Source organism: Spirosoma agri (assembly GCF_010747415.1).
In the GTDB taxonomy this organism is placed as follows: Bacteria; Bacteroidota; Bacteroidia; order Cytophagales; family Spirosomataceae; genus Spirosoma; species Spirosoma agri.
The window spans coordinates 968,316-991,723 of the sequence record NZ_JAAGNZ010000002.1 but is presented as its reverse complement, the minus strand read 5'-3'; the positions used below and the strand labels follow the sequence as shown (position 1 = coordinate 991,723).

The following is a 23,408-nucleotide window of genomic DNA, read 5'->3' as shown; positions in this document are numbered from 1 at the left end:
CTTTTGTCATGCTTTTCAACTCAATTCAATTTTTCATCTTCTTCCCGATCGTCACGGCGCTGTATTTCTGGCTGCCGCAACGCTTTCGATGGATCTTACTGCTCGTTGCCAGTTGCTACTTCTACATGGCCTTCATTCCGGTCTACGTGCTGATCCTGCTCTTCACGATCGTTATCGATTACTACGCAGGTATTCTCATCGAACAGTCGACCGGGCAGCGACGAAAGCTTTTTCTGGTGATGAGTCTGGTTGCGAACATTGGCGTACTGGCCGTTTTCAAGTATTATAACTTCTTCATTGATAACATCAACGTGCTGCTGGGCATCACCGGGCAGGATCAGATGAGCTACTGGAAACTTATTCTTCCCATCGGCCTGTCGTTCCACACGTTTCAGGCAATGAGCTATACCATTGAAGTCTATCGGGGCAATTTTCCGGCAGAACGGCATCTGGGTTATTATGCCCTGTATGTGATGTATTACCCGCAACTGGTTGCCGGTCCGATTGAACGCCCGCAAAACGTGCTGCATCAATTTAAGGTGAAGCACGATTTTGATTACGACCGGGCCGTCGATGGGCTAAAAATGATGACGTATGGGTTATTCAAGAAAGTCGTTATTGCCGATAATCTGGCCGCTTACGTTGACTATTATTACGGCCATCTGGGCACCCAATCCTACAATTCGATCGCGGCCATTTTCTTCTTTTCAATCCAGATCTACTGCGATTTCTCGGGCTATTCCGACATGGCGCTGGGCGCATCGAAAGTGATGGGTATCGAGTTGCTGAAAAACTTCAATTATCCCTATTTTTCGCATTCCATTACGGAGTTCTGGCGCAAGTGGCACATGTCGCTGTCGACCTGGTTCCGCGACTACCTCTACATACCGCTGGGCGGCAACCGGAAGCACAAACACCTCAACGTATTTATCGTATTTATGACATCCGGCTTATGGCATGGTGCCAACTGGACCTTCGTTATCTGGGGAGCCATTCACGGCGCGTTTCAAATTCTGGAAGACACCTTCAATTTGAAGCAGAACAAAGGCATCGTTGCTCTCCTGCTGACCAACGTGGTTGTTGCGCTGGCCTGGGTTTTCTTCCGTGCGTCCGATGTTCGTACCGCGCTGCACGTCATTGCAAACAGCGTCAACACGCGCTTCGACTGGCATAATCCGCTTCTGTCCAAGAAGATCATGCTGGTAACAGCGTTATTCATGGCCTGGGAGTATGTCATCAGCCGGAACGGATTTCTGCCCGTGCTCAACGCCTTACGACCTGCGGCTCGCTACAGCATGTACTACATCATTGTGATTGCCATTCTGTTCCTTGGCCGATTTGGTAGTGGTCAATTTATCTACTTTCAATTCTGATCGGCCATGAAAAAATTCGTAAAAAAGCTCGTCTTCCACAGCTTTCTACTGTCAATAGCCACGGTCGGTATCATTCTGGTCCGCTACGTGGAGCGTACGCACCAGGCCATGCCTGACCTGCGTAGTCTACCAACCAATTTTATTTCTAACTCGGTCTGTTTTAACGCTAAGCTCGATCACGCCAGACAAGGCAACCGGTTTCTTTCTGCCAAAACGCTGATCATGGGTTCGTCGATGGGTTTGAATAATATCTCGGGGGATATTTTGACGAAAACTTTCGGCGACAGATCCTATAATTTCTCGTCGTGGGGATTCAAGCCGCACGAAACGTATCAGGTGCTAAAACAGATGGAAGGCAAACTTTCGGCCCAGCGGCTGATTATACCGTTCAACAACACCGAGTTCCTAAATGATGCTAAGCAGATTGATTACAAAGGGGTTTACGATCATTTTTTCGTAGCCAATATGGTCAGTGTACTTCATAATTTCTTTACCAATTTTTCGATAGACAGCTTCGTTAAAGATTGGTCGTTCCGGACAAAATACATCTATTTCGACAATGCAGGCTTCACGCTGAAATTCGCAGAAGACGGCTCCGTTCCGTTAAGACCGAAGAATTTCATTCGCCCACTGGAAGCAAAGGGACTTATCTATTACGATACGACTGGCTTTTCAAAATTCAGCCGCAGCCTCGACTCCATAAGCCGCTATTGTGATCGTAATCACATCGAACTAACCTTCGTTTACCTACCCTGGCGGAAAGACATTCTGACGCCTGAGCGAATAAAACAGGTTCAGTACGTGTCTACGTATCTGACGGCGAAACATCATGACAAATTCGTGAACTTATCGCGGCTGGCGGTTGACGATCATGATTTTGTTGATGTTGGCCACATGTTCCAGGGGGGTGCTGCCACGGTAACGAATGCATTAGTCGATAGTCTGACGACGCGTAAAACCATCGCAAATCTCCGAAAACAGGACACAGCTTCTCCACGTAATAGACTAGCGTCGTTATGAAACGGCTTCTGACTACTATTGCCAAACTAGCCCGCGATATTCGGCATCTGCCCAATACGATACGGTTCAATTTCCATTACTTTCCGGTCAGAACAGCCATGCACTTGCCTGTAATGGTTTCGGCGAATGTCAGACTGGTCGAGTTGAAAGGGAATGTAATTCTCAAGGGCCCTGTCGAGCATCGAATGATTCGCATCGGTTTTGGGCACGTTGGTATTTTCGATCAGAAAAACTCCAGGTCCATTTGGGAAGTATCCGGAACGGTACAGTTTGATGGCACAGCGCAGATTGGCCACGGGTCGAAAATCTGCGTACGGGGCAATCTGCGCATAGGCACAAATTTTACCATCACGGCCGAGAGTCAGATTGTCTGCTTTCATGAGATTGTGTTCGGACGCGACTGTCTGCTATCTTGGGAGATCCTGGTCATGGATACCGATTTTCACAAGCTTTACAATGGTGGCGGTCAGCAGATCAATAAAAACCGATCGATTAGGGTCGGCAATAAAAACTGGATCGGATGCCGCGCACTCATCTTAAAGGGCGCATCGACCCCCGATAACTGCATCATCGCAGCTGGCAGCACGGTAAGCCGACAACTACTAACGGGCGATGTCGTTCTGGCGGGTTCACCCGCTGATGTAATCCGAACAGGTGTCACCTGGGAAAAATAAAATCATTATCACGTATAAACCGGCCTGAACACACTGTTCAGGCCGGTTTATTTTTGCTGTCACATTAATATCAGATTATAAATACAGCGCCAGAACAGGCCATGGTCTTTAATGTTTATTAAATATATCTTAAAAGGATAAACTGATAGTTATCATATCATCCAATAAAAGACTTTATATTGAACAAATCGAAGTATACATTAAAATTAAAATACAATTAAAGTCTGATTATCAACACATTATACAACATAAGGGCAGATTAAATTTAATACTTATCCAAGTTGCCGGTTTGTGACTGTATTTAGATTGTCTTGTCAAAAAGACAAATCAATGTAAATACATGAAATTTCTTAATACCTTCGATTTTACCTTTTCTTCAGTAAACGTCACTCTTCGTTTTTTTGTAAATTGCCTTACAAACACTCGCAGCTCCCTCCGTATCTTGTTAACCCTAGTATTCCCTTTCATACTGAATGCAGGATTGAGCAGCTGTTCTGCCCCTGACACAGTTACTCCCCAGACAAGCGAAGTGTACAGCTCTAGCCGGGAAGCCGCCAGCAGCCTAAGCGTCGAAGGTTTTGAACAGAATACGCTAGCCAGCTCCTGGTATACTGAACTACGAGCCGATAACGCAGGTAAACTTGACGATAAGTTTGCCCGTGTAGGCAGACAGGCAATGCGCTTTAGTTGGAAACCAAGCCAATATGATGGCACGAACAACTCGTGCCATGCTGAACTAGCCAGCGCATTTTTAGACAGAAACGAGAATGAGCGCTGGTACGGTTTCAGTGTATACATGCCAGCAGCAAACATGGCTGACGACGCCGAAATTGCTAATATCATGCAGTGGCACGCTTTTCCAGATCCTGGCTTTGAAGGTACAGTACCCCCGATCAATATGACGCTGGAAGCAAACAACAAACTGACATTCAGTTATCGGGCTTCCAACGTAGCTATTACGAAACCATTGCAACATGCTACCAGCCAAAAAATTATGAGCCTGGGTACCGCTCAGTATGACCGCTGGGTTGATTATGTAGTTCATATCAAATGGGATCCAAGCGGCACGCAGGGTATCGTACAGGTCTGGCAGGACGGAAAGCTGAAAATCGATGAGCAGAATGTATCGGTCGGCTATCCTAACTCACGCAACTATTGGAAATTTGGCTTATACTGCTGGACAGGTAAAGCCACGCACAGCGAACGTGTCGTTTACTACGACGAAATGCGGGTAGGTAACGCCGATGCCAAATACAGCACAGTAGCTCCAGGACGTGGAAACAACTCGGCGAAATAATTCTTTAGACCATTCTCTTTCACCTATGCTGTAAGTTCATTAGACTGACTACCACCTTTAGTAGTAGCTTTTATTGAGGTCTAGTCGTAATTTTTTACGAACAGACCTCTTTTTTTTTGTAGTCAACTGTTCTTTTTTACTTTACTAATTTTTATAATCATTAACTTTATGTAGTTTTATTCGTCAAGAATTAACTATATGCAGAACAGCTACACACCAGAGTCTACAGCGGTTTCACAAGATGGTCATCTACGTTTTTTAGACGGTCTGCGTGCTGTTGCGGCCGTGTTTGTGGTCATTCACCATCAGCAACAGCCTCTGCCGACCGGCGATAAGCCTCTACTCCTTCAGCTTTTGTATCGTTTCTTTTTCCATGGTCATTATGCCGTGGATCTGTTCATTGTCTTATCCGGTTTCTGTTTGATGCTGCCGGCGCTGCGTAATAATAATCAGCTGGTGAGCAATTCACCCCTCCTCTTTTTTCGCAAACGTGCCCAGCGAATCCTGCCCCCTTACTTTCTGGCGATGGCCTTGTCGTTGCTACTGATCAGTACGGTGATCGGCCAGAAGACCGGTACCCGCTGGGATGCGTCCATTCCCGTTTTACCATTCGATCTGTTCACGCACGTTCTCATGATTCATGACATCTTCACCAGCACGGCGCCTAAAATCAACGGCGTTTTCTGGTCGATTGCGGTCGAGTGGCGGATTTATCTTGTCTTTCCGCTGCTCTTATTGCTGTGGCGACGCCTAGGTGGCTTTACAACGACACTGCTGACGACGACCCTTTCGCTGTTGGTCTGGCATGTGCTTTCGGTAATGCAGTTGCCAGACATCAACCTGACTCAATGGGGACTTTGTCCTCATTATCTGGGTCTCTTTACGATGGGCATGATGGCCGCTTACATTGCATACTCACCGTCGCCGTTGTGTGCAGTTATTCAGAAAAAGACGCCCTGGTTGCTACTAACTACTGTTTTCGGCGTTAGCATTCTTCTGGCAACGCGATTCGACACGCTGCTTCCCTGGGTATATACGGATGTGCTGGTAGGACTGGGATCCGTCTGTTTGCTGGTTGCCCTAAAAACTGGTCGATTCGGCCGGTTGAAAGCGTGGTTGTCCTGGCAGCCCTTGGTACTGATCGGTACCTTTTCGTACAGCATTTATTTAATTCACATGCCCATCTTACAGGTTATTCAGCAATACCTGATTTTTCCGCTGAATCTCGATGCATTGGGCACGACACTTTACCTGCTTTTCATCGGCACCGCTTTGGTCATTTGTCTGTCTTACCTGTTTTATCTTCTCGCCGAGCGCCCGTTCATTCCGAAGAAGAAGACTACCTATCAACAGGTTAGTTCCATTTCTGTATCCTAGCAAACAACCGGACAGACGGTTATCTACTATCTAAGTCTTACTACTTATTAAAAATAATAAACAGCATGTCTGGTACCCGTAAACACGTAAAAAATCTTGATGGCGTTCGTGGAATTGCAGTCGTATTAGTGTTGCTCGTGCATGGCGGTCATGGGCATTTCGAGGGTGGCTGGATTGGGGTTGATATATTTTTTGTGCTAAGCGGTTACCTGATCACGTCGCTTCTCCAGAACGAATTCGCGCAAACGGGAACAATCGACCTCAAGAAGTTTTATGCACGACGAGCCCTTCGATTAGTTCCTGCGCTGTTGATCGGAGTCCTGCTTGGTAACCTCATATGGCCTTACTGGCAACGTATGGGTGGTGGTGATGGCGACCGAACGTTGGCTACTATGTCCAGTCTTTTCTACTTCACGAACTGCATTTCCGGCTCTCTGTCAGGTCCGATGGCTCACCTTTGGTCCTTATCCGTCGAAGAGCATTTTTATTTTTTCTGGCCGCTGGTCGTTTTGTTTTTCCTTTTCTCGGCTCCTTTTTCGGCCCGGTTACTATTCATCGGTGCCTTGATCGCAGGGGTGTCAGCATTTCGCATTTACGTGTATTCGGCGGGAAATCCTACGTTCGGCCTGTTCATGCTCGACTCCTATCGATTTACCTTCTGCCGGATCGACACGATTTTACTGGGTTCGGGGCTGGCGATTTACCTGAAACATAAGCCCGCTGTTGCCCTGAGTCGCAAAACCTATACGGCTGCTCTGTTTACATCACTGGGACTTCTGGCGATTGTTACGACAACCATTGTCAGAGAAAATGAAGTATGGAATCTGGGTGGTTTCCTGGCCAGTGATCTATTGTGTTTAGCGATCGTATGTATTGCCATCAACATGCCCGATCACGTTCTACTTACCAATCCGGTCATTCGGTGGTTCGGTACGCGTTCCTATGGTTTGTACGTCTATCACATTTCCATATTTTTTGCGTTCGAGCTTTTCAGAGAACCGCACAATACCCGTAACCTTCTCATGATTTCGGTCCTGCGCTTTGCCACTTCGTTCATCATCGCCGAACTATCTTACCGCTACCTCGAACAACCTATTTTACGATACAAAGCCAGATTCAAGGCATCAACGGAGTTCGTTGAACTCGAGCCTGCGAAGTAACTAATCGGGACACCATCCAATCCACAATCACCCGCGCAGTGTTAGTCGACTGTACCTGACACTACGCGGGTGATTGTATCGTTAGTGGCCTTGCCAATTCGTAAAGCACTAGTCTTTCTTGTACTTATTTAACGCTTCGCCAGACTTTCCGAATGCTGATGCGACCGCCGACGCTGTTGTTGAGTAATTGCCCCTGATCGACAGCGACTGCCGTTTTTAACTCCGAGCCACCTAACCATTTCAACGGCCATATAACCCAGCATACACCCGAAAACTGGCTGACAGGCTCATCGAACGGCGTCCGGAACGTGCCGTAATTATGGCTATACGATAATTGGGTTTGCAAGCGTACACCCGACGAAAACGATCCTGATGCGCCCACATAAACTACCTGCACCCGATTATTGGCAATGGCCCACTTATTGTAGATACTAAGGTTTGGCTTCGCGTTCTGTAATTCCGGACGGAGATCCTGCCGACGGGTTAGAAACGGATTCCCAATGACACGGCCCTTCTGAACCCATCCATTCATGTACTGGTAGTTGTTGAAATAATCATCCCGACCATCATAATGATTCCCTGTGCTGGACATGGGGCCGCTCTGATCCATGGTGTTCATGTATTCGAAAAGAAGGTGCTGTAGTTGAAAACCAGATCGGGCCGTTGGCTGCCGCTGCATACGAAAACCATACAATCCGTCGGGAAAATTAGCAAACGCAACGCCGGACTTATCCTCGAACGGATGCTGGTAATACCCCATCGTTTGCCACTGACCCAGTTTAATTTCTGCCCCTACATCGATCGATCCCAAGTGATTACCGAACCGATTAATGCCATCGAACGCAGTATGGCTGGTCGATTCCAGTTCATCAGGCTGCTGGGTCGTTACGACATACAGGTAGTCGTTGAATGAATTCGGTAATTGGCCATTACGCGCAACCAGGTCTGGCAGATAGGCCGAATGTCCTCCCCACTGAGCATTATGCAGTATACCGCCGGTTAAACGAATACGCCAGTTTGGGCGGCCAATTCGCACATAGAGTGCTTTCTGGTGCAAATAAGACTGCTGGATCGAATCAGAATTAGCAAACCAGCCATGCGCGAAAAAAGCGTGAACCGAAACAACATTACCCGTGAAACCCAAAGGCGTGAAGTCGTTTGTGCCGATCTGTATTTTGGTAAGCGGCAGCGCATTGCCCGACCAAGAATAGAAGCCGGAAGACAGCGTTGAATCGCCCAAGCCAATCCGTTCTTTCCGGCGACCTACCCATAGGCTAAAGTGACTCAGATCAAGCGATATATACGCCTGCGGCAACAGAACAGCCGACGATTGAGCCGCATTACCAACCGCCTGTACAGCATAACTTATGAATCGTTGGGGGTGCTTGTTACTGAGTCGGAACCGTTCGCTAAGCCCAACACTGAATGACCCCGCCGGGCTATTGGCCGGAATGACACCAAATTGATTTGCCTGTAACCAAAACGGGATTCGCCCACCCGATGCCGACATTCCACTTAAATCGATGTCCAGCACGGTTACTCGGTGCGCTGACAAAGGGAGCGAATCAATCTGCGCTGTTGCTGATAGACTACCGGTTACCATACTGATGATCAGGAAAAATTGCTTCACAGATTTTACGGTTTGTAGTATGTCAAAACTAGTATCGACCCAAGAGAGGCAGTTATAGCCTATATAGACAATCTCTAATTATAAATTTACAAATAAAATAAACTTATAATTAAAATTAGAAGGAATTTAGCTCTTATTGGCCAATGGTTTATTTGCTTGCCAGTCAATCTGATTCATACAGGTCCGTAAAAAGGAAAAGGTTCTGAGTAGCAAAGCCGCCCAGAACCTTTTCAACCTGATTGGTAAAACGCCTACTTTGTGTATAGTGGATCGAGGAACAAGTAGCGGTCTCTGTGTTGCTCCGGCTCCTGCCGGGTGTTTACGTCGATATGCATAACCGGAACGGCACTACCCGCCTTGATCGCCGACCAGGTGGGTAACCCAGCACCGTTTGGATTACCGGTTTTTATGAAGTTAGCAAAATAGTTTTGCATCACTTCCGACACTTTATAATCATCGGGTGTCCAGGCATAGACTTTATTCGCGGCCAGATTACCCATGGCGTATTCAATTTCAGCAGAATGAACAGCCCCACGAGCGGGTGGTGCTTTAGGAGCTGGCGCATCGCTTTTGACAACACCTCCGGCCAGGCCCGGTGTGGCATTGCCCATTTCGGGTGTCATGGCAGGCCGGGGCCGGGAATACAGATACCGATATACTGGCTTACCACCTGTTTTGCTTTGTATATCCGCCCATTTCCAGGTGCTGTATCCAATGAATCGGTCACTGGCCAGATCGGTAGCTGCCTGTGTGATTTCTTCTTCGGTGGTGCCTGTGTATAGTTTTGATGCTTCAGCCGCACGGTCACCATACAGCTTCTGTAATGCTTTCGTGTAGTTTTCGGGTGTTGGTTGTTCCTGCCCCAATACAGCCCGACCACTCATCTCTTCCGAGTTCCAGCCAACCAGCAGCGGGACATGCGCCTGTTCGCCGGCAGCATAAAGCTGAGATGGTGCTTTTGGGAAGAAATAACCGTCAACTGTCGTGGGGAACCGGCTGAACTGTGGTTTTGCCGTTGCTTCCAGAAGCTGCTCGGCGGGCATAGCCCGTAGTTCAGCGAGTGATTTTGCACCCATACCCGTTGCAAAATCGACACCGTATTTCTCCCCTTCCGCCAGTGGAGCAGGCGGCAACGTACCTAATAATGAACCACTTTCGCCAATAGCACCAGCAATGAGATTTTTCGACAGTGGCGACACCATCTGCGCACTAACCGATACTGATCCCGCTGATTCGCCGGCAATGGTTACCCGTTTCGGATCACCACCAAAGGCAGCAATGTTCTGCTGCACCCAGCGTAAAGCTGCGCTTTGATCCAAATAGCCGTAGTTACCTGACGCCTTATGTGGTGATTCCTTGGTGAGTTCGGGGTGAGCCATGAAGCCGAACAGGCCCAGGCGATAATTGACCGTAACCGCTACAATACCTTTGCTGGCCATATTTTCGCCATCGTAACGAGGCTCCGACCCGTCACCAGCCACAAAGCCACCGCCGTAAAAGTAGACCAGCACCGGCAATCGTTCTTTGGCCGATTTTGCGGGTGTCCATACGTTCAGGTACAGGCAATCTTCGCTCACGCCATCCGAACGAAAACCCATATCCCCGAACAGGGCGCGCTGCATGGCCCGTGGTCCAAATTTTTTCGCCTGACGAACACCCTGCCAGTTTTTAGCCGGTTGCGGTTCTTTCCAGCGTAATTCGCCAACGGGAGGCTGCGCAAATGGAATGCCTTTGAATGAATTGACTCCACTCGGTTCCGCGATGCCCTCCAGCGTGCCATTAACGGTTTTGGCTTGGGGTGCTTCTTTGCTTGTCTGCGCAACAGCGGTAGTTAGTTGCATGACGGCCAAAAGAATAAAAACATGTTTCATAGGTAAGAATTTGACAGCAAAAATTTGACAGTGTAACAGGTTAAATAAGCGTAGGAATCCAATTTAGCCTATATTGTAGCAGATTGAGACAATAATAGATAGTTTACCCGTAATCACCAAATTTTTGTTAGTTGCGGTTGTAAATTGGCGCCTATGAACAACCCGTTTAGTCAGGACGAAATCAGAGCAGACGGGGCGGGTTTTCTACCTGGCCTTGCCATCGACTGCGTTATTTTTGGTTTTCACGACAACCAGTTAAAAATTCTGCTGCTGGAATATCAGAACACGGACCTGTTTGCGTTACCGGGTGGTTTTATTCAGGAGAACGAAAATCTGAACGACGCGTCGAAGCGCATTTTGGTCCAACGGACGAGTTTGACCGACATTTATCTTGAGCAGTTCTATACGTTCGGAAGTATGGAACGGCATAATCCGGATCCGTTACGGGCCATTCTGATAGGCAAGGGCATACAAGCCACTGACAATCATTGGCTGCTAAACCGTTTTGTCACCGTGGGCTATTACGCGCTCATCGACTTCACAAAGGCAGTACCGATTCCGGACCTACTCTCGGACACATGCGCCTGGTATGATCTGGTTCGATTGCCCCCGCTAATGCTGGATCATCAGTTGATTGTGCAGAAAGCATTGGAGACGCTACAAGACGACCTTGATCGTAAGTTGATCGGGTTCAATCTACTGCCCGATGTGTTTACAATGAATGACCTACAAAGCCTGTATGAAACCATTCTGGGTCAGCCGCTGCACCGGTCCAGTTTTCAACGAAAGATTCTCGGACTGGGTATTCTGGAACGGCTCGACAAACACTACAGTGGTGGAGCGCACAAAGCGCCTTACCTGTACCGGTTTCTGCCGGACAAGTGACGCAGCCTGCTAGACACCGGACAGCATGAATAATCAACTATTCCCTGTCCGATGTCTACCAGCCAGCAGCAACAAGTTATTTAGGAAAATAGAGTCGGAACGTAGTTCCGTGCCCGACCAGACTGTCTACTTCAATGGAGCCCTTATGGCCATTGATTATGTTTTGCGTGGCCGTCAGACCCAGGCCCATACCGCCAGATTTCCCCGTAAAAAATGGATCGAAGAGTCGTTTTCTGTCCGCTTCGGTGATGCCTCCGCCATTATCGGCGACCTCTACGTACACCCGACTGTCTTCGGTACAGCCCGTTTTCACGGTCAGCATTCCTTTCCCTTCTTCCATCGCTTCAACCGCATTGACAAGAATATTGACCAGCGCAGTTTTCACCTGCTCTTTGTCGATAAGCGCGCTGCAATCGTCTGTCGAGTAGTGCACGTCAAGACGCATCCGTTTCAACTTAATGCGATCGCTGATGAACTGAAGCGTAGCTTTCACGACGTCGTTAAAATCTTGCCGACGGCGCTCAAGTTCGCGGGGTTTAGACGAGTTGAGCATCTCGGTGATGAGTTGCCCGATACGATCCACGTTTCGACCGATAATGTCCGTGAACATCGTCACATACTCATTATCCATTTCCAGCTCATCTTTGAGTTGTTCCAGCGCCAGGCTCAGGTTGGTCAGCGGATTCCGGACTTCGTGAGCAATACTGCGGGCAATCTTGCCCGTCATGGTTAGCTTCTCAGCCAGGATCAAATCCTGCTGTGCCCGTTTCTGATCGGTAATATCACGAACAATGCCCTGATACCATTCGGGCAGACCGGCTCTGTCTTCTACGGCCCAGACAGAGATCAGGCAAATCCGTTTACGGCCACTTTTACTGATCAGCGTCGTCTCAAAGTCTTTGATCTGCCCATGCTCACGGACGTTAAAGCGCAGCTCACGCAGGAAATCCAGTTCTGTGAAAAGTCGGGCGGGTTTCAGTTTGCGCAGTTCATCGCGACTATAGCCCAGCAGCCGCTCTACGGACGGGTTAGCATCCTGAAAGCGCAGCTGTTCATCAGCAACGAAAATAGCATCGATCGAGCGCTCAAAGAGTGAACGGTATTTATTTTCTTTCTCGGCCACCTCAGCCAGCACACTGGCTTGCCGAAGCGCGTACCGAATACTGCGTCCCAGCAGTTGCGCATCGATTCGACCTTTTACCAGATAATCAGCCGCCCCAAGTTCGAGCGCCGACTGATCGACCGTCAGATCGTCCTGACCCGTCAGCAGGATCATCGGTGCGCGGCATCCGAGTCGAAACGCTTCCTGAATAAGATGAATACCCGTATGGTGGCCCAGCCGATAATCGATCAGATAAACGTCGTGATCGTTCTGTTCGAGGGCTTCCAAGCCCCGCTCATAGCTATCGACCCAGTCGAGTTTAATGTTTGCGTTTTCGCGAGCCGATACAAGTGCTTTGGTAAGCATGTAGTCATCCTCATCGTCTTCGATCAGAAGAACGCGGATAATGTCATTTTTTATAGATACGTTGAGAGTAGGTTCGGCAGTCATACAATTTTCGGGTTATCCCCCACAGTTTGGGCTTATATCATGAACTAGTCAACTTTCTTTAATTGATACTCTTAAGACGCAGCCTAATCGCCTAAGGTAACTTTACCGTATCCATCCAATACGTTTTAAGGGCACCTATCATTTCAACCATCCGATTGAAACTAAACGGTTTTGTTATAAACGAGTTAACGCCCAGATTATAACTTCTGATCACATCCTCGTCGGTCGATGATGTTGTCATGACCACGATTGGCAAACGCCGGAGTGCCGGATCAGCTTTGATTTCAGTAAGTGCCTGAAAGCCGTTTTTACGAGGCATATTCAGATCTAGAATCAACAGGCTGGGCCAGGGAGCCGTTTGCTCAGTAAATCGCCCCTCCCGTCTCATATACTCCATGAGTTGTTCGCCATCTTCAACGAACTTAATCTGTTTGTCGTAGCCATTCTGTCGCATTGCCTGCTCCAGAAGCATGCGATCATCGGCATCGTCGTCGGCAATAAGCACAGTCATCGCAGTAGATTTCAGACTCATACAATTAAAATCAAGCAGTTACGGGTAAGAAAACCTGGCGGTAGTTATCGCCGAGAGGCAAGTCGCACACATGACAACCTTATCAACTGGCATCGTGCTGTTTAGACGTAGTTACCGTTATCAAAAGTAAAGAAAAACTGTCAGCTATAACGTGTTCACAACGAACAAAGTACTAACGCCACACCTCATTCTGATTACCTATTACTATTCGCCTTGCCTGACAAGTAACGTTCACCAGCAGGCTAATTTTACCCCGAAACAAGAGGATGAACCAAATTGACCCTTACTATGAACGTTTATTCCCTATTCTGTGGAAACAGGTCCGCACTATTCGCTGACAGAGGAACAAATTAGAAAAGTCCAATTAAACACAAAATTCCCAAAGGCCCTGAAATACAGACAAACACAGTAACTAACCGAAATTTTTGCCGAATCTGGCACGAATTTTTAACGGTGAGTCCGGCAACGGGACGTGTTCCTGCTACAAAGTCCAACATTCAACACTATGAAAATCTCAGCAAGTACTCTCTTTACAGCAGCTATCCTAACGATTGGTACTTACGTGTCAACGTCAACCGAAGCGGTGGCCCAAGGCAAAGTTCGGGCGGGTATCAAGGGTGGTTTAAACGCAAGTTCACTTTATTATGACAGTCAGGGTGTAGCGAACAAAAATGAACGGATCGGCTTTCACCTTGGTGTGTTTGCGCAGGCACCTATTGGCGAGTTCTTTGCCATTCAACCGGAGTTATTGTATACCACGAAGGGTGCATCAGCCGATTATAACGTTCTGGGCTTCAACGGAAAAAACACCTTCCGGCTCAACTACGCCGAACTACCGGTTCTGGCTACATTCAAGCTAGGCCAATCGGTTGAATTGCAGGCAGGTCCCTATGTTTCTTACCTACTGAATTCCAACGTTAACTCAAACGGCGATTTTGGCTCTGGCACATCAGCGATTAACCGCGATAACTTCAATAAAGTCGATTATGGTCTGGCCGGTGGACTGAATGTCTATTTCGGAAAAGCATTCATTGGTGCAAGGTATGCGCAAGGCTTTCAAAATATTGCGAACACGGGGGCTGCTCGTACAGTACTGGGTAACGCGAAAAACGGAGTAGGTCTACTTTCGGTAGGTTTCAGCATCAACTAAGTCAAAAAGCAGGGGGTGAATCGAATTATCGGTCCACCCCCTACTTTTTTGACCTACAAATGAATATCATACGCTTTGAGCTTATTGTAAAGCGTTTTACGATCAATGTTCAGGACTTCAGCAGCCTTTGTCTTGTTGTAGCCCGTCTTTTCGAGTACTTTCAGGATGGCAGCCCGTTCTGCATTTTCGGAAACCGATTTCAGATTAGCCGCTGACTGACTAATGACCGGAACACCGGGACGAGCCACGTCATAGCTTACCTGAGCCCCATTGCTCAATGTATCTGAAGCCGTCAAGTACTGAGGAGTAACAATTTCTTGCGGCAACACATCGGCCTCTATGTAGTCACCCTGCGTAAGCAATACAGAGCGTTTCACCACATTCTGTAGTTCACGAAGGTTGCCATGCCAAAAGTATTCTTTTAACTTCTCCTTCGCTTCGTCATTGAAACCGATAATGTCTTTCTCCAATTGCTGATTGGCCAGCTCCAGAAAATGTTCGGCGAAGATCATCACATCCGCCTTGCGTTCGCGAAGGGGGGCCAGATGAATCTCAAACTCAGCAATCCGATGGTAGATATCTTCCCGGAATCGTCCCTGCCGAACGGCTTCGCGCAGATCCTCATTCGTAGCGACGATGATCCGTACGTCAACGGCAATATCCTGGTTAGACCCAATCCGCCGAATTTTACGCTCCTGGAGAACCCGTAACAGCTTGATCTGATTATCGTACGACAGGTTACCGATTTCATCCAGAAACAACGTTCCGCCATTAGCAAACTCGAAGCTACCGGCTTTATCGGCCATCGCCCCTGTAAATGAGCCCTTGACGTGGCCAAACAGCTCACTACCTGCTAGGTCTTTACTTAGTGCGCCACAGTCGATGGCGACGAACGGCTTATCGGCGCGTTTACTTTTGAGGTGAATCGCATTAGCGACAAACTCTTTACCCGTGCCGGTTTCGCCAGTAATGATGACCGACATATCCGTCGGAGCAATCAGATCAATATGCTTCTGAAGTTGTTCGGCCACCCGGCTCTTGCCGAAGATGAATCGTTTGCCATCGGGTGCGATGAGACTTTTGGCCGCTCTGGTCGGCTTCACCGACGTTGCAGTTGCAGCCGATGCAGACGAGTCGGCCGGCTGACTCAGCGATTGAAGACGACGTTCGAGCGCACTCTTAATCGTATACAGGATCTCATCGGGGTAAAGGGGCTTGGTAACATAATCATAAGCTCCGTGTTTGACGGTTTGAACCGCAACCCGCACATCAGAATAGCCCGTAATTATTATAACAGCCGTTGAGGGGTGTAATACCTTTATCCGGCGCAACATCTCTAAACCGTCAATATCAGGTAATTTGAAGTCACAGATAACCAGTTCGAACGATTCTTTCCGTAGTAAAACGAGACCGTCCTCACCCCGTTGGACCGACGCCGTTTTATAACCTTGCTTACTCAGAAAACGCTCAAGAAGCAGGCATATATCATTGTTATCGTCAACGATTAAAATCTTTTCCATGAAGTAGTAGCAGCCGATTCGAACAACCTATGCCAATTAGTAACGAATGAATGGTCGAGAATGATGCTCCCGGCTACATAAACAAAGATACTCAAACCTGAATGGTTTGCAAAGCCAGTTCAACCGAGCGACGCGTGAATGGTTTTCCTACAAAATAGTCGGCTCCCTGTTCCGTAGCCCGCTTACGTTCCGCCTGTCCGTCGAAGGCGCTTATCATGATTATCTTGGCTTGTGCCTGATCTTCTTTGATAAACGGCAGTAGATCAAAGCCAATCCCATCGGGCAGGTTCAGGTCCAGAAAAATAGCGTCGAATTTCTGTGTGTTCAAACACTGACGGCCTTCTTCAATAAAATGAGCGCAAGTTGGAATATAACCAAGCTTCCGAAGTAGGCCTGACAATAATAAACAAATATCCGCTTCGTCGTCAATAATCAGAATCCTCTTCGTACTGGTGGCTGTATTCACTATGGCTGGCCTAAACTTTGGTCTGGTGCTAACTCCCATCATCGCTGTTACTACAATTAATCCTATGGATCGATCCTCTTACTTTATATATAAATCTATGCCGAAGAATGTCAGGCACTTACCGAAAACGTATATATACTTAGTAAAGCCCACATTATAGGCAGTTTACGTTTTTTGAGCGGCCAGTAAATCGGGCTACAAAGCCGATCTTATCCATCAACCCCGTTTGTAGAGTGGGGCATTTTTTCACGCTATTTCTACAACTGTAGAATTTAGTCTACAACTTCACTATGCATTATTGGCTAAATCTATACAATACGATCTGCGCTGTTCTGCTGACTAGATGCTCATTTACAACGCACTAAGATATGTTTTGTTTCGATTTTAGGTAGGGTGATCCTTTTGGCATAACTTTTTCTACTAAGAATGACAAGTGCGAGACAATCAGCTCTGATTTACTCAACAACGTCATGGGAAATTTGCTGTATATAATAGCCGTTGTGTTGGTCATTATCTGGCTCCTTGGCTTCATAGGATTTGGTAGTTTTGGTCTGGGTAATTTGATTCACGTGTTACTGGTTATTGCAGTTATTGCAGTCATTTTGCGCCTAGTTCAAGGAAGAGGTGTTTAAGGCGCTCATCATCAATTACTACCTTTTCATCCATAGTTTTGGATTCAAAGACATACAGAACATACCTAGTCAGAGTAAGATCTAGGTAATATCATTTTAGGTTAAGTACAAGTTACGGTGGGTACGGAATCCCTACGCCAAGTTGAGCGTGGGGATTTTTTGTTGTTGGACCAATCCGTTCATCAACTTAAAGCGCCTTCGTCGTCGTAGCTGATTCATTAATCATACAGGGAATGGCCCTTGTCGCTGAAATGGGGTGAGGAACTATTGGGGCCCTTTGTAGAAAATAATCCTCACATCGTCTCTTTACTTAACGGCGAGACATAAACACTAACTCTCTATAAATCATCAACTTAGTTTATTTACAGCGTTCTGGTACAGATTTTTCTAAGCAAAAGGAGTAATAAGCAAAAGGAGTAATCAGTCACACACTAAATCTGAGAAATCATGAAATCGTTACCCGGAATAGTAGTTGGATTAGCCGTTGGCGCTGTTGTTGGTCTTTTACTTGCACCTGAAAGCGGCAAGAAAACCCGCAAGCGGATCACGTCTGAGTCAGATTCGTTCTTCAAAGATCTTCAGGATCAGTTGCAGTCTGGTTTGGATAACATTCGTAGCCAGTATAACGACTATGTTGATAATGCTTCTGAGAAAACGCAGGATGTCGTCAGCAAAGTGAAGAAGAAAGCTAACTACTAATTAAAAAGTCACCAATCACCTAAATTGAATAAAAACATGAGAAGCACAAGAGATTTTCTAACGGGCATAATCACTGGCGTTGTTATTGGTATTCTTACAGCTCCCCGGAGTGGTAAAGAAACGCGGGATAAGTTAACTGAAGAAGCCAGCAAACGCACTGACGGTCTTAAAGATCAGCTTCAAAAAGGTGTTTCACAGGTGAAAGAAGGATTTGAGCAGGCAAAGTCTCAGGTTGGTCAGTATGCTGACAAAGCAAAAGATCAGTATAATCAATACAAAGATCAAGCCCAGGAAACGATCAACGATAAGAAAGACGACTTTGCCACGAAATACAACAATAAAGTTGACGAACTAGCCGACGACGCGAAAGCTGGTGTTGAAGATTCAAAAGATTCGATTAAAGTCAGCTAGTACCGAATTTACTATACTCAACGTCTTGAAAATTGCAGCGACCTGTTCCAGTTATGGAGCAGGTCGTTGTTCGTTTACGGCGTTCGTGGTTTACGCAAACGTTTAACTGCCTTTTAATTCCGGTTTAAGCAGCCTTTAATTGCGTCTGATGACCTTTGCTGTTGACATAGTGCTACCCACATTGTTCAACATGGTCCTGCGCATACTATCGATTCGTTTTCCTTCATTTCATACCGCCCTGGCGGTAGGTGTCGCCCTGAGTTTATCAGTTGGCCGTTCGTTTGCGCAAACGCCGGTTATCAATACCAATCCGCCCGCGCTCCCGCCTACCGATACGCTGAAGCTGACCATCAATCAGGCAGATGAGCAGTTCAAGGCTCACAATCTAACCGTTCTGGCTACCCAACTAGGTATCAGCGAAAACAAAGCCTACGAAATTCAGTCGCAGTTACGGGTCAATCCAGCCGTTTATGTTGAGACGATGCCATATAACCAGCAAACTAGGGAGTTGTTGCCGTTTAAACAGACCAATGCCCAGCAGGTTGTACAAGTCCAGCAACTGATCAGGCTGGCGGGCAAACGGAACAAACAACTCGCCATCGCCAGAACAAACACAGAATTAGCCGCCGACCGATTTTACGACCTGCTGCGCACCCTTACCTATCAGCTTCACACGACGTTTTACGATTTGTTCTACGCTCGTCAAACGCTGAACGTCTATAACCAGGAAATTGCCACGCTTCAGCAGACGGTTTCTCTGTATCAACAGCAATTTGATAAGGGCAATGTACCGTTAAAAGATTTGACCCGCTTAAAGGCCTACCTCTTTAGCCTGACCACCGAACGGCAGCAGTTACTCCGCCGACTGATCGACGATCAGGCTGACTTGGTCGTATTGCTGAATACCAGCCCGACAGCTGCCATTCAGCCGGTAGTCGCTCCCGAAGCACTCGACCGCTTCACGATCAACAGCCTAAACGTAAGCACATTGGTGCAACTAGCCGAACAGAATCGGTTCGATTTGAAAGGTTACCGCGATCTGGCAAAGCAGGAGCAGCAGAACCTGACATTACAACGCGCCATGGCCGTTCCCGATCTGACGCTCCAGGGGACATACGACCGCAATGGCAGTTATATTCCGAATTATTTCGGCGTCGGCGTGGGGATCAGTTTACCCGTACTTAATAAAAACCAAGGAAACATTCAGGCGGCCAAAGTTCGCATCCAGAGCAGCCAGCAACTAATGTCAGCGTATGTTTTACAGGTCGATAGCGATGTTGAGAAAGCCTTTACGAAAGCAGTTCAGACTGAACAACTCTACCGCACATTCGACCAGCGTTTCAACGATGATTTTGGCCGACTCATAGACGGTGTGACGACAAATTACAAGAAGCAAAATATTGATGTCGTTGAGTTTCTTGACTTTTTCGACTCCTATAAGAGTAGCCAAATCCAGTTTGCTCAACTTCAGAATGATCGTATGCAAAGTATGGAGGAAGTAAACTTTGCGGTCGGAACCAACCCCTTTCAAAAGTAAATCATGAAAAGATACCCCTTCATAGTACCGTGTTCCCGACCGCTTAAAATTCGTGATCGATTGGGACTAAGCATCGATAAACCAATGACTTCTGCTTTCGGTTTTTTAATTCACGCGACGGCAACTACTAAACCACGGCAACGGGCGCTGGCTGCGCTGGCAGGCTTGCTACTTGTGGGTGGTCTTAGCAGCTGTGGATCCTCGGCCAAATCCGACGAGACAACCCCGACCGAACGCAAGGAAACGAATTTGCTGGCAACGGCCCATTTTGATACGGCCCGTCTGGAAAATGCGGTTAACGAACTCAACCTGACTGGAAAAATAACGTTCAATCAGGATCAGGTCGTCAAAGTGTTTCCGTTAGTGGGCGGCCATATCGAATCGATAAAAGCTGATTTAGGCGATTTTGTAAAAAAAGGGCAAACGTTGGCCGTGATCCGGTCGGGCGATCTGGCTGACCTCGAGCAACAGGGAATAGCCGCCCGTGGCCAATTGTCGGTGGCGCAGAAAAATCTACAGGTGACTGAAGATATGTCTCAGGCTGGATTGAGTTCGCAGCGCGAGCTGGTAGCCAGCAAGGAACAGTTGCTGGCGGCTAAGGGTGAAGTCAATCGGGTGACCGAGCGACGCCGGATTCTGGGCGGCAATGGCTCGGTGTATGTGGTGAAAGCGCCCATGAGTGGGTTTGTCGTGGAAAAGACAGCGTCGCCGGGCATGGAGCTTCGCTCGGATGATCCGGAAAATTTATTTACTATCTCGAATCTGGACCGGGTTTGGGTTATGGCCAATGTGTATGAATCCGATCTCTCGAACGTACACGAAGGCGATCCGACAACCATCACGACCCTCTCCTACCCCGACAAGATTTTTCATGGCCGTATCGACAAGATTTTTAACGTGCTCGACCCTGATAGTAAGACGCTCAAAGTACGTGTCACGCTCGACAACGCCGACTACCGGTTGAAACCGGAGATGTTCGCGAATGTCAGTGTAACGTATGCGGGTCGCCACAAGCGTGTGATGGTTCCGGCGGGTGCCGTCGTCTTCGACAAGAATCGCAACTTCGTTGTGGCGGTCAACAAAGAGAATCAGCCTACAGTACGCGAGGTAAACATTTATAAAACGGTTGGACAGAAAACGTTCCTCACGAGTGGCCTGACTCCCGGCGATCGTGTTGTAACGACCAATCAATTGTTGATCTACAATGCATTAGGCAACTAAACTACCGGCGCACGATTATCCCACAGAAGCACAAAGAACACGGAGGTACGTATTTTACATCTCTGTGTTCTCTGTGCCTCTGTGGGATAAACCTTTTTTTATTAGTCTGGCTGAACGAATCATCCGACTGGTACGACAGTGGAATTTTTCATTTCTGCCATAACGAAAAAGCTGTTTATATGCAGCATACCCGGAATGACGGACAATCGTTCCTGATGAAACCGGTTATATGTTTCCATGTCCCGGCTAACGATTTTTAGCAGGTAATCGAACGTTCCCGATACCCGATTGCACTCCAGCACCTCCGGTAGCTCGCGTACAGCGGCATCAAAGTCCGCAAACGCATCGCGCGTTTGCCGATCCAGTGTTACTTGGCAATACACCATCAGTATATTCCCCAGTTTTTTCTTGTCCAGAATTGTCACGTAGCGATCAATGACCCCTTCGCGTTCGAGCCGTTTAATGCGCTCGTGAACCGGTGTTTTGGACAGATTGATCCGCTGCCCGATTTCCTGAATCGTCAGCCGGGCATTCTCCTGTAAAAGGCCCAGTATTTTACGGTCTGTCGAATCTAAATTAACCATAGGGAAATTGGTACGGTAGCAGTCAGAAAAACGGTATACTATCAGGACAATTTCCTGCTAATATATAGACAGGAAGCCATATTTCCCAAAAAGGGAGTAGTAGTTAGAAAATACTCCCGGTCAACTTACCTTTGTATACCTTACTAACTAACAAATTTTAACGTCCGAAACAGCATGGTTATTGGTGTTCCTAAGGAAATCAAAAACAATGAAAACCGAGTTGCTTTAACACCGGCTGGTGTAACCGAGCTTCGCAAACATGGCCATACGGTTTACGTACAGGTCAACGCTGGCGAAGGTAGTGGTTTTGAGGACGAAGAATATATTTCGGCGGGTGCCATTATGCTTCCATCAATCGAGGAAGTATACGGCATTGCGGAAATGATTATGAAGGTGAAAGAGCCGATAGCCTCTGAGTACGATCTTATCAAAGAAGACCAGTTGCTGTTCACCTACTTCCACTTTGCCTCATCGGAAGAGTTGACGCAGGCGATGCTGGCGAAAGGAGCCGTTTGCCTGGCTTACGAAACCGTTGAACGTCCGGATCGTAGCTTGCCGCTGCTGGTTCCCATGTCGGAAGTAGCGGGCCGGATGGCTATTCAGGAAGGCGCTAAATACCTCGAAAAACCGCTTAAGGGCCGTGGCATCCTGCTCGGTGGCGTACCGGGCGTAAAACCGGCTAACGTACTGATTCTGGGTGGTGGCATCGTTGGTACGCAGGCGGCTAAAATGGCGGCCGGTCTAGGGGCTCATGTCACCATCATGGACGTTAGCCTGGCACGGTTGCGTTACCTGTCGGACATCATGCCGCCAAACGTGCAGACAATGATGTCGAACGAATACAATATCCGTGATATGATCAAGGTCTGCGATCTGATCGTTGGCGCGGTATTGATTCCGGGCGCGAAGGCACCGCACCTGATCACCCGCGATATGCTAACGTTGATGCGGCCTGGTACGGTACTGGTCGACGTAGCCGTTGATCAGGGGGGGTGCATTGAAACCTGTCGGCCAACTACGCACGAAGATCCTACGTTCATTATCGATGGCGTTGTGCACTATTGCGTTGCCAACATGCCGGGAGCTGTGCCCTATACCAGCACATTGGCTTTGACGAACGCTACGCTGCCTTATGCGCTGCAACTGGCCAATAAAGGCTGGCAACAGGCTTGTCGCGACAATATGGACCTGCAACTGGGTCTGAATGTAGTGGACGGCAAGGTTGTTTATCAAGGTGTAGCTGATGCGTTCGGTCTACCATTGACTCCTGTCAGTGAGGTATTATCGGAAGAAGAACTGGCCAACTAGACTCAGATTAAAGAATTCAGAAACAGGCTAAAGGGCGTTGTTTTACAACTTCCCGACCTGTTCTAACTTATTACTTATTCATCGACAGACGCAGGCCGTTCCCGTTTAGGGAGCGGCCTTTTTTTGCACCAAATCCACGTATCTTGTATGGAATTAATTAGTAACCAGATGGAAACAGGACCAAAAGCGACGATCCCAACTTTATGCGAATGGGCGGGCGGAATGGAAAAGCTTGAAGCAAGGCAGTCATTATGACATGATTCACCACCACCTTGGCAAGCACCTGACCGAATCGCAACGTCGTCGGTGGGTCACGCTGATTCAGGAAGCTGCCGATGAGGTCGGTATGCCCGACAATCCGGAATTTCGCTCCGCGCTGGTAGGTTATCTGGAGTGGGGCTCGCGATTAGCAGTCATCAACTCGAATACCAATACGATTGGTGAAGCAATCGATGCGCCAATGCCCAAGTGGGGCTGGGGCGAAACAGGTGGACCTTATGTTCCGTGAG

Annotated in this window: 22 protein-coding genes; 15 read left to right on the top strand and 7 right to left on the bottom strand. The window is 47.8% G+C overall.

Features of this window, described 5'->3' with window-relative positions; genetic code table 11:
• Window positions 1-8 precede the first annotated feature (8 nt).
• From GK091_RS20725 to GK091_RS20700, 6 genes are all read left to right on the top strand, one after another.
• Window positions 9-1,373 (top strand): MBOAT family O-acyltransferase, encoded by a 1,365-nt coding sequence (locus tag GK091_RS20725; protein ID WP_164041788.1) that lies wholly within the window; start codon window positions 9-11, stop codon window positions 1,371-1,373.
• 6 nt (window positions 1,374-1,379) lie between these two features.
• Entirely contained in the window at window positions 1,380-2,393 is a 1,014-nt protein-coding gene (locus tag GK091_RS20720; protein WP_164041787.1) for a hypothetical protein, read from the top strand.
• On the top strand, window positions 2,390-3,067 hold the full coding sequence (locus GK091_RS20715) for an acyltransferase (RefSeq protein WP_164041786.1): 678 nt from the start codon (window positions 2,390-2,392) through the stop codon (window positions 3,065-3,067). The genes GK091_RS20720 and GK091_RS20715 overlap by 4 nt, the downstream gene beginning before the upstream one ends.
• Before the next feature lie 529 nt (window positions 3,068-3,596).
• Window positions 3,597-4,364: a polysaccharide lyase gene (locus tag GK091_RS29860; protein ID WP_164041785.1), complete on the top strand. Its 768-nt coding sequence runs from the start codon at window positions 3,597-3,599 to the stop codon at window positions 4,362-4,364.
• A gap of 198 nt (window positions 4,365-4,562) precedes the next feature.
• Window positions 4,563-5,741 (top strand): acyltransferase family protein, encoded by a 1,179-nt coding sequence (locus GK091_RS20705; RefSeq protein WP_164041784.1) that lies wholly within the window; start codon window positions 4,563-4,565, stop codon window positions 5,739-5,741.
• 65 nt (window positions 5,742-5,806) lie between these two features.
• A complete protein-coding gene (locus GK091_RS20700) occupies window positions 5,807-6,901 on the top strand; it encodes an acyltransferase family protein (protein WP_164041783.1) in 1,095 nt (364 codons plus the stop codon).
• Window positions 6,902-7,025: 124 nt separating this feature from the next.
• On the opposite strand, the gene GK091_RS20695 is transcribed toward GK091_RS20700, so the two are convergent.
• Together GK091_RS20695 and GK091_RS20690 are read right to left on the bottom strand one after the other, a co-directional pair.
• Window positions 7,026-8,531 (bottom strand): capsule assembly Wzi family protein, encoded by a 1,506-nt coding sequence (locus GK091_RS20695; protein ID WP_164041782.1) that lies wholly within the window; start codon window positions 8,529-8,531, stop codon window positions 7,026-7,028.
• Between the two features lie 251 nt (window positions 8,532-8,782).
• Window positions 8,783-10,402: a carboxylesterase/lipase family protein gene (locus GK091_RS20690; protein WP_164041781.1), complete on the bottom strand. Its 1,620-nt coding sequence runs from the start codon at window positions 10,400-10,402 to the stop codon at window positions 8,783-8,785.
• A gap of 153 nt (window positions 10,403-10,555) precedes the next feature.
• Here GK091_RS20690 and GK091_RS20685 point away from each other — a divergent pair, with 153 nt between their 5' ends.
• Entirely contained in the window at window positions 10,556-11,287 is a 732-nt protein-coding gene (locus tag GK091_RS20685; protein ID WP_164041780.1) for an NUDIX hydrolase, read from the top strand.
• Window positions 11,288-11,363: 76 nt separating this feature from the next.
• Here GK091_RS20685 and GK091_RS20680 read toward each other — a convergent pair whose 3' ends face one another.
• On the bottom strand, window positions 11,364-12,839 hold the full coding sequence (locus GK091_RS20680; protein ID WP_164041779.1) for a hybrid sensor histidine kinase/response regulator: 1,476 nt from the start codon (window positions 12,837-12,839) through the stop codon (window positions 11,364-11,366).
• Between the two features lie 91 nt (window positions 12,840-12,930).
• Window positions 12,931-13,350 carry a response regulator gene (locus tag GK091_RS20675; protein WP_164041778.1) on the bottom strand — a complete coding sequence of 140 codons (420 nt, stop codon included), beginning with the start codon at window positions 13,348-13,350 and terminating at the stop codon, window positions 12,931-12,933.
• Window positions 13,351-13,876: 526 nt separating this feature from the next.
• Here GK091_RS20675 and GK091_RS20670 point away from each other — a divergent pair.
• Window positions 13,877-14,521 carry a porin family protein gene (locus GK091_RS20670; protein WP_164041777.1) on the top strand — a complete coding sequence of 215 codons (645 nt, stop codon included), beginning with the start codon at window positions 13,877-13,879 and terminating at the stop codon, window positions 14,519-14,521.
• Between the two features lie 53 nt (window positions 14,522-14,574).
• Here GK091_RS20670 and GK091_RS20665 read toward each other — a convergent pair whose 3' ends face one another.
• Both GK091_RS20665 and GK091_RS20660 read right to left on the bottom strand, forming a co-directional pair.
• On the bottom strand, window positions 14,575-16,041 hold the full coding sequence (locus tag GK091_RS20665) for a sigma-54-dependent transcriptional regulator (protein ID WP_164041776.1): 1,467 nt from the start codon (window positions 16,039-16,041) through the stop codon (window positions 14,575-14,577).
• Window positions 16,042-16,132: 91 nt separating this feature from the next.
• A complete protein-coding gene (locus tag GK091_RS20660; RefSeq protein WP_164042946.1) occupies window positions 16,133-16,546 on the bottom strand; it encodes a response regulator transcription factor in 414 nt (137 codons plus the stop codon).
• A 431-nt stretch (window positions 16,547-16,977) separates the two neighbouring features.
• On the opposite strand from GK091_RS20660, the gene GK091_RS20655 reads away from it, so the two are divergent.
• The 5 genes from GK091_RS20655 (at window position 16,978) to GK091_RS20635 (ending at window position 21,007) form a co-directional block, all read left to right on the top strand.
• Window positions 16,978-17,139 (top strand): lmo0937 family membrane protein, encoded by a 162-nt coding sequence (locus GK091_RS20655; RefSeq protein WP_164041775.1) that lies wholly within the window; start codon window positions 16,978-16,980, stop codon window positions 17,137-17,139.
• Between the two features lie 447 nt (window positions 17,140-17,586).
• On the top strand, window positions 17,587-17,838 hold the full coding sequence (locus tag GK091_RS20650) for a YtxH domain-containing protein (RefSeq protein ID WP_164041774.1): 252 nt from the start codon (window positions 17,587-17,589) through the stop codon (window positions 17,836-17,838).
• Between the two features lie 36 nt (window positions 17,839-17,874).
• Complete coding sequence (locus GK091_RS20645; protein WP_164041773.1) at window positions 17,875-18,249, top strand: YtxH domain-containing protein; 375 nt, start codon at window positions 17,875-17,877, stop codon at window positions 18,247-18,249.
• A gap of 148 nt (window positions 18,250-18,397) precedes the next feature.
• Window positions 18,398-19,786: a TolC family protein gene (locus GK091_RS20640; protein WP_164041772.1), complete on the top strand. Its 1,389-nt coding sequence runs from the start codon at window positions 18,398-18,400 to the stop codon at window positions 19,784-19,786.
• Window positions 19,787-19,870: 84 nt separating this feature from the next.
• On the top strand, window positions 19,871-21,007 hold the full coding sequence (locus GK091_RS20635) for an efflux RND transporter periplasmic adaptor subunit (protein ID WP_246202336.1): 1,137 nt from the start codon (window positions 19,871-19,873) through the stop codon (window positions 21,005-21,007).
• A gap of 119 nt (window positions 21,008-21,126) precedes the next feature.
• On the opposite strand, the gene GK091_RS20630 is transcribed toward GK091_RS20635, so the two are convergent.
• A complete protein-coding gene (locus tag GK091_RS20630) occupies window positions 21,127-21,591 on the bottom strand; it encodes an Lrp/AsnC family transcriptional regulator (RefSeq protein ID WP_164041770.1) in 465 nt (154 codons plus the stop codon).
• A 174-nt stretch (window positions 21,592-21,765) separates the two neighbouring features.
• Between GK091_RS20630 and ald the strand changes: the two genes are divergently transcribed.
• Both ald and GK091_RS20620 read left to right on the top strand, forming a co-directional pair.
• Window positions 21,766-22,899, top strand: a complete 1,134-nt coding sequence (gene ald, locus GK091_RS20625; protein ID WP_164041769.1) for an alanine dehydrogenase — start codon at window positions 21,766-21,768, stop codon at window positions 22,897-22,899.
• A gap of 232 nt (window positions 22,900-23,131) precedes the next feature.
• A complete protein-coding gene (locus GK091_RS20620; protein ID WP_246202335.1) occupies window positions 23,132-23,407 on the top strand; it encodes a globin family protein in 276 nt (91 codons plus the stop codon).
• Window position 23,408: the final 1 nt, after the last annotated feature.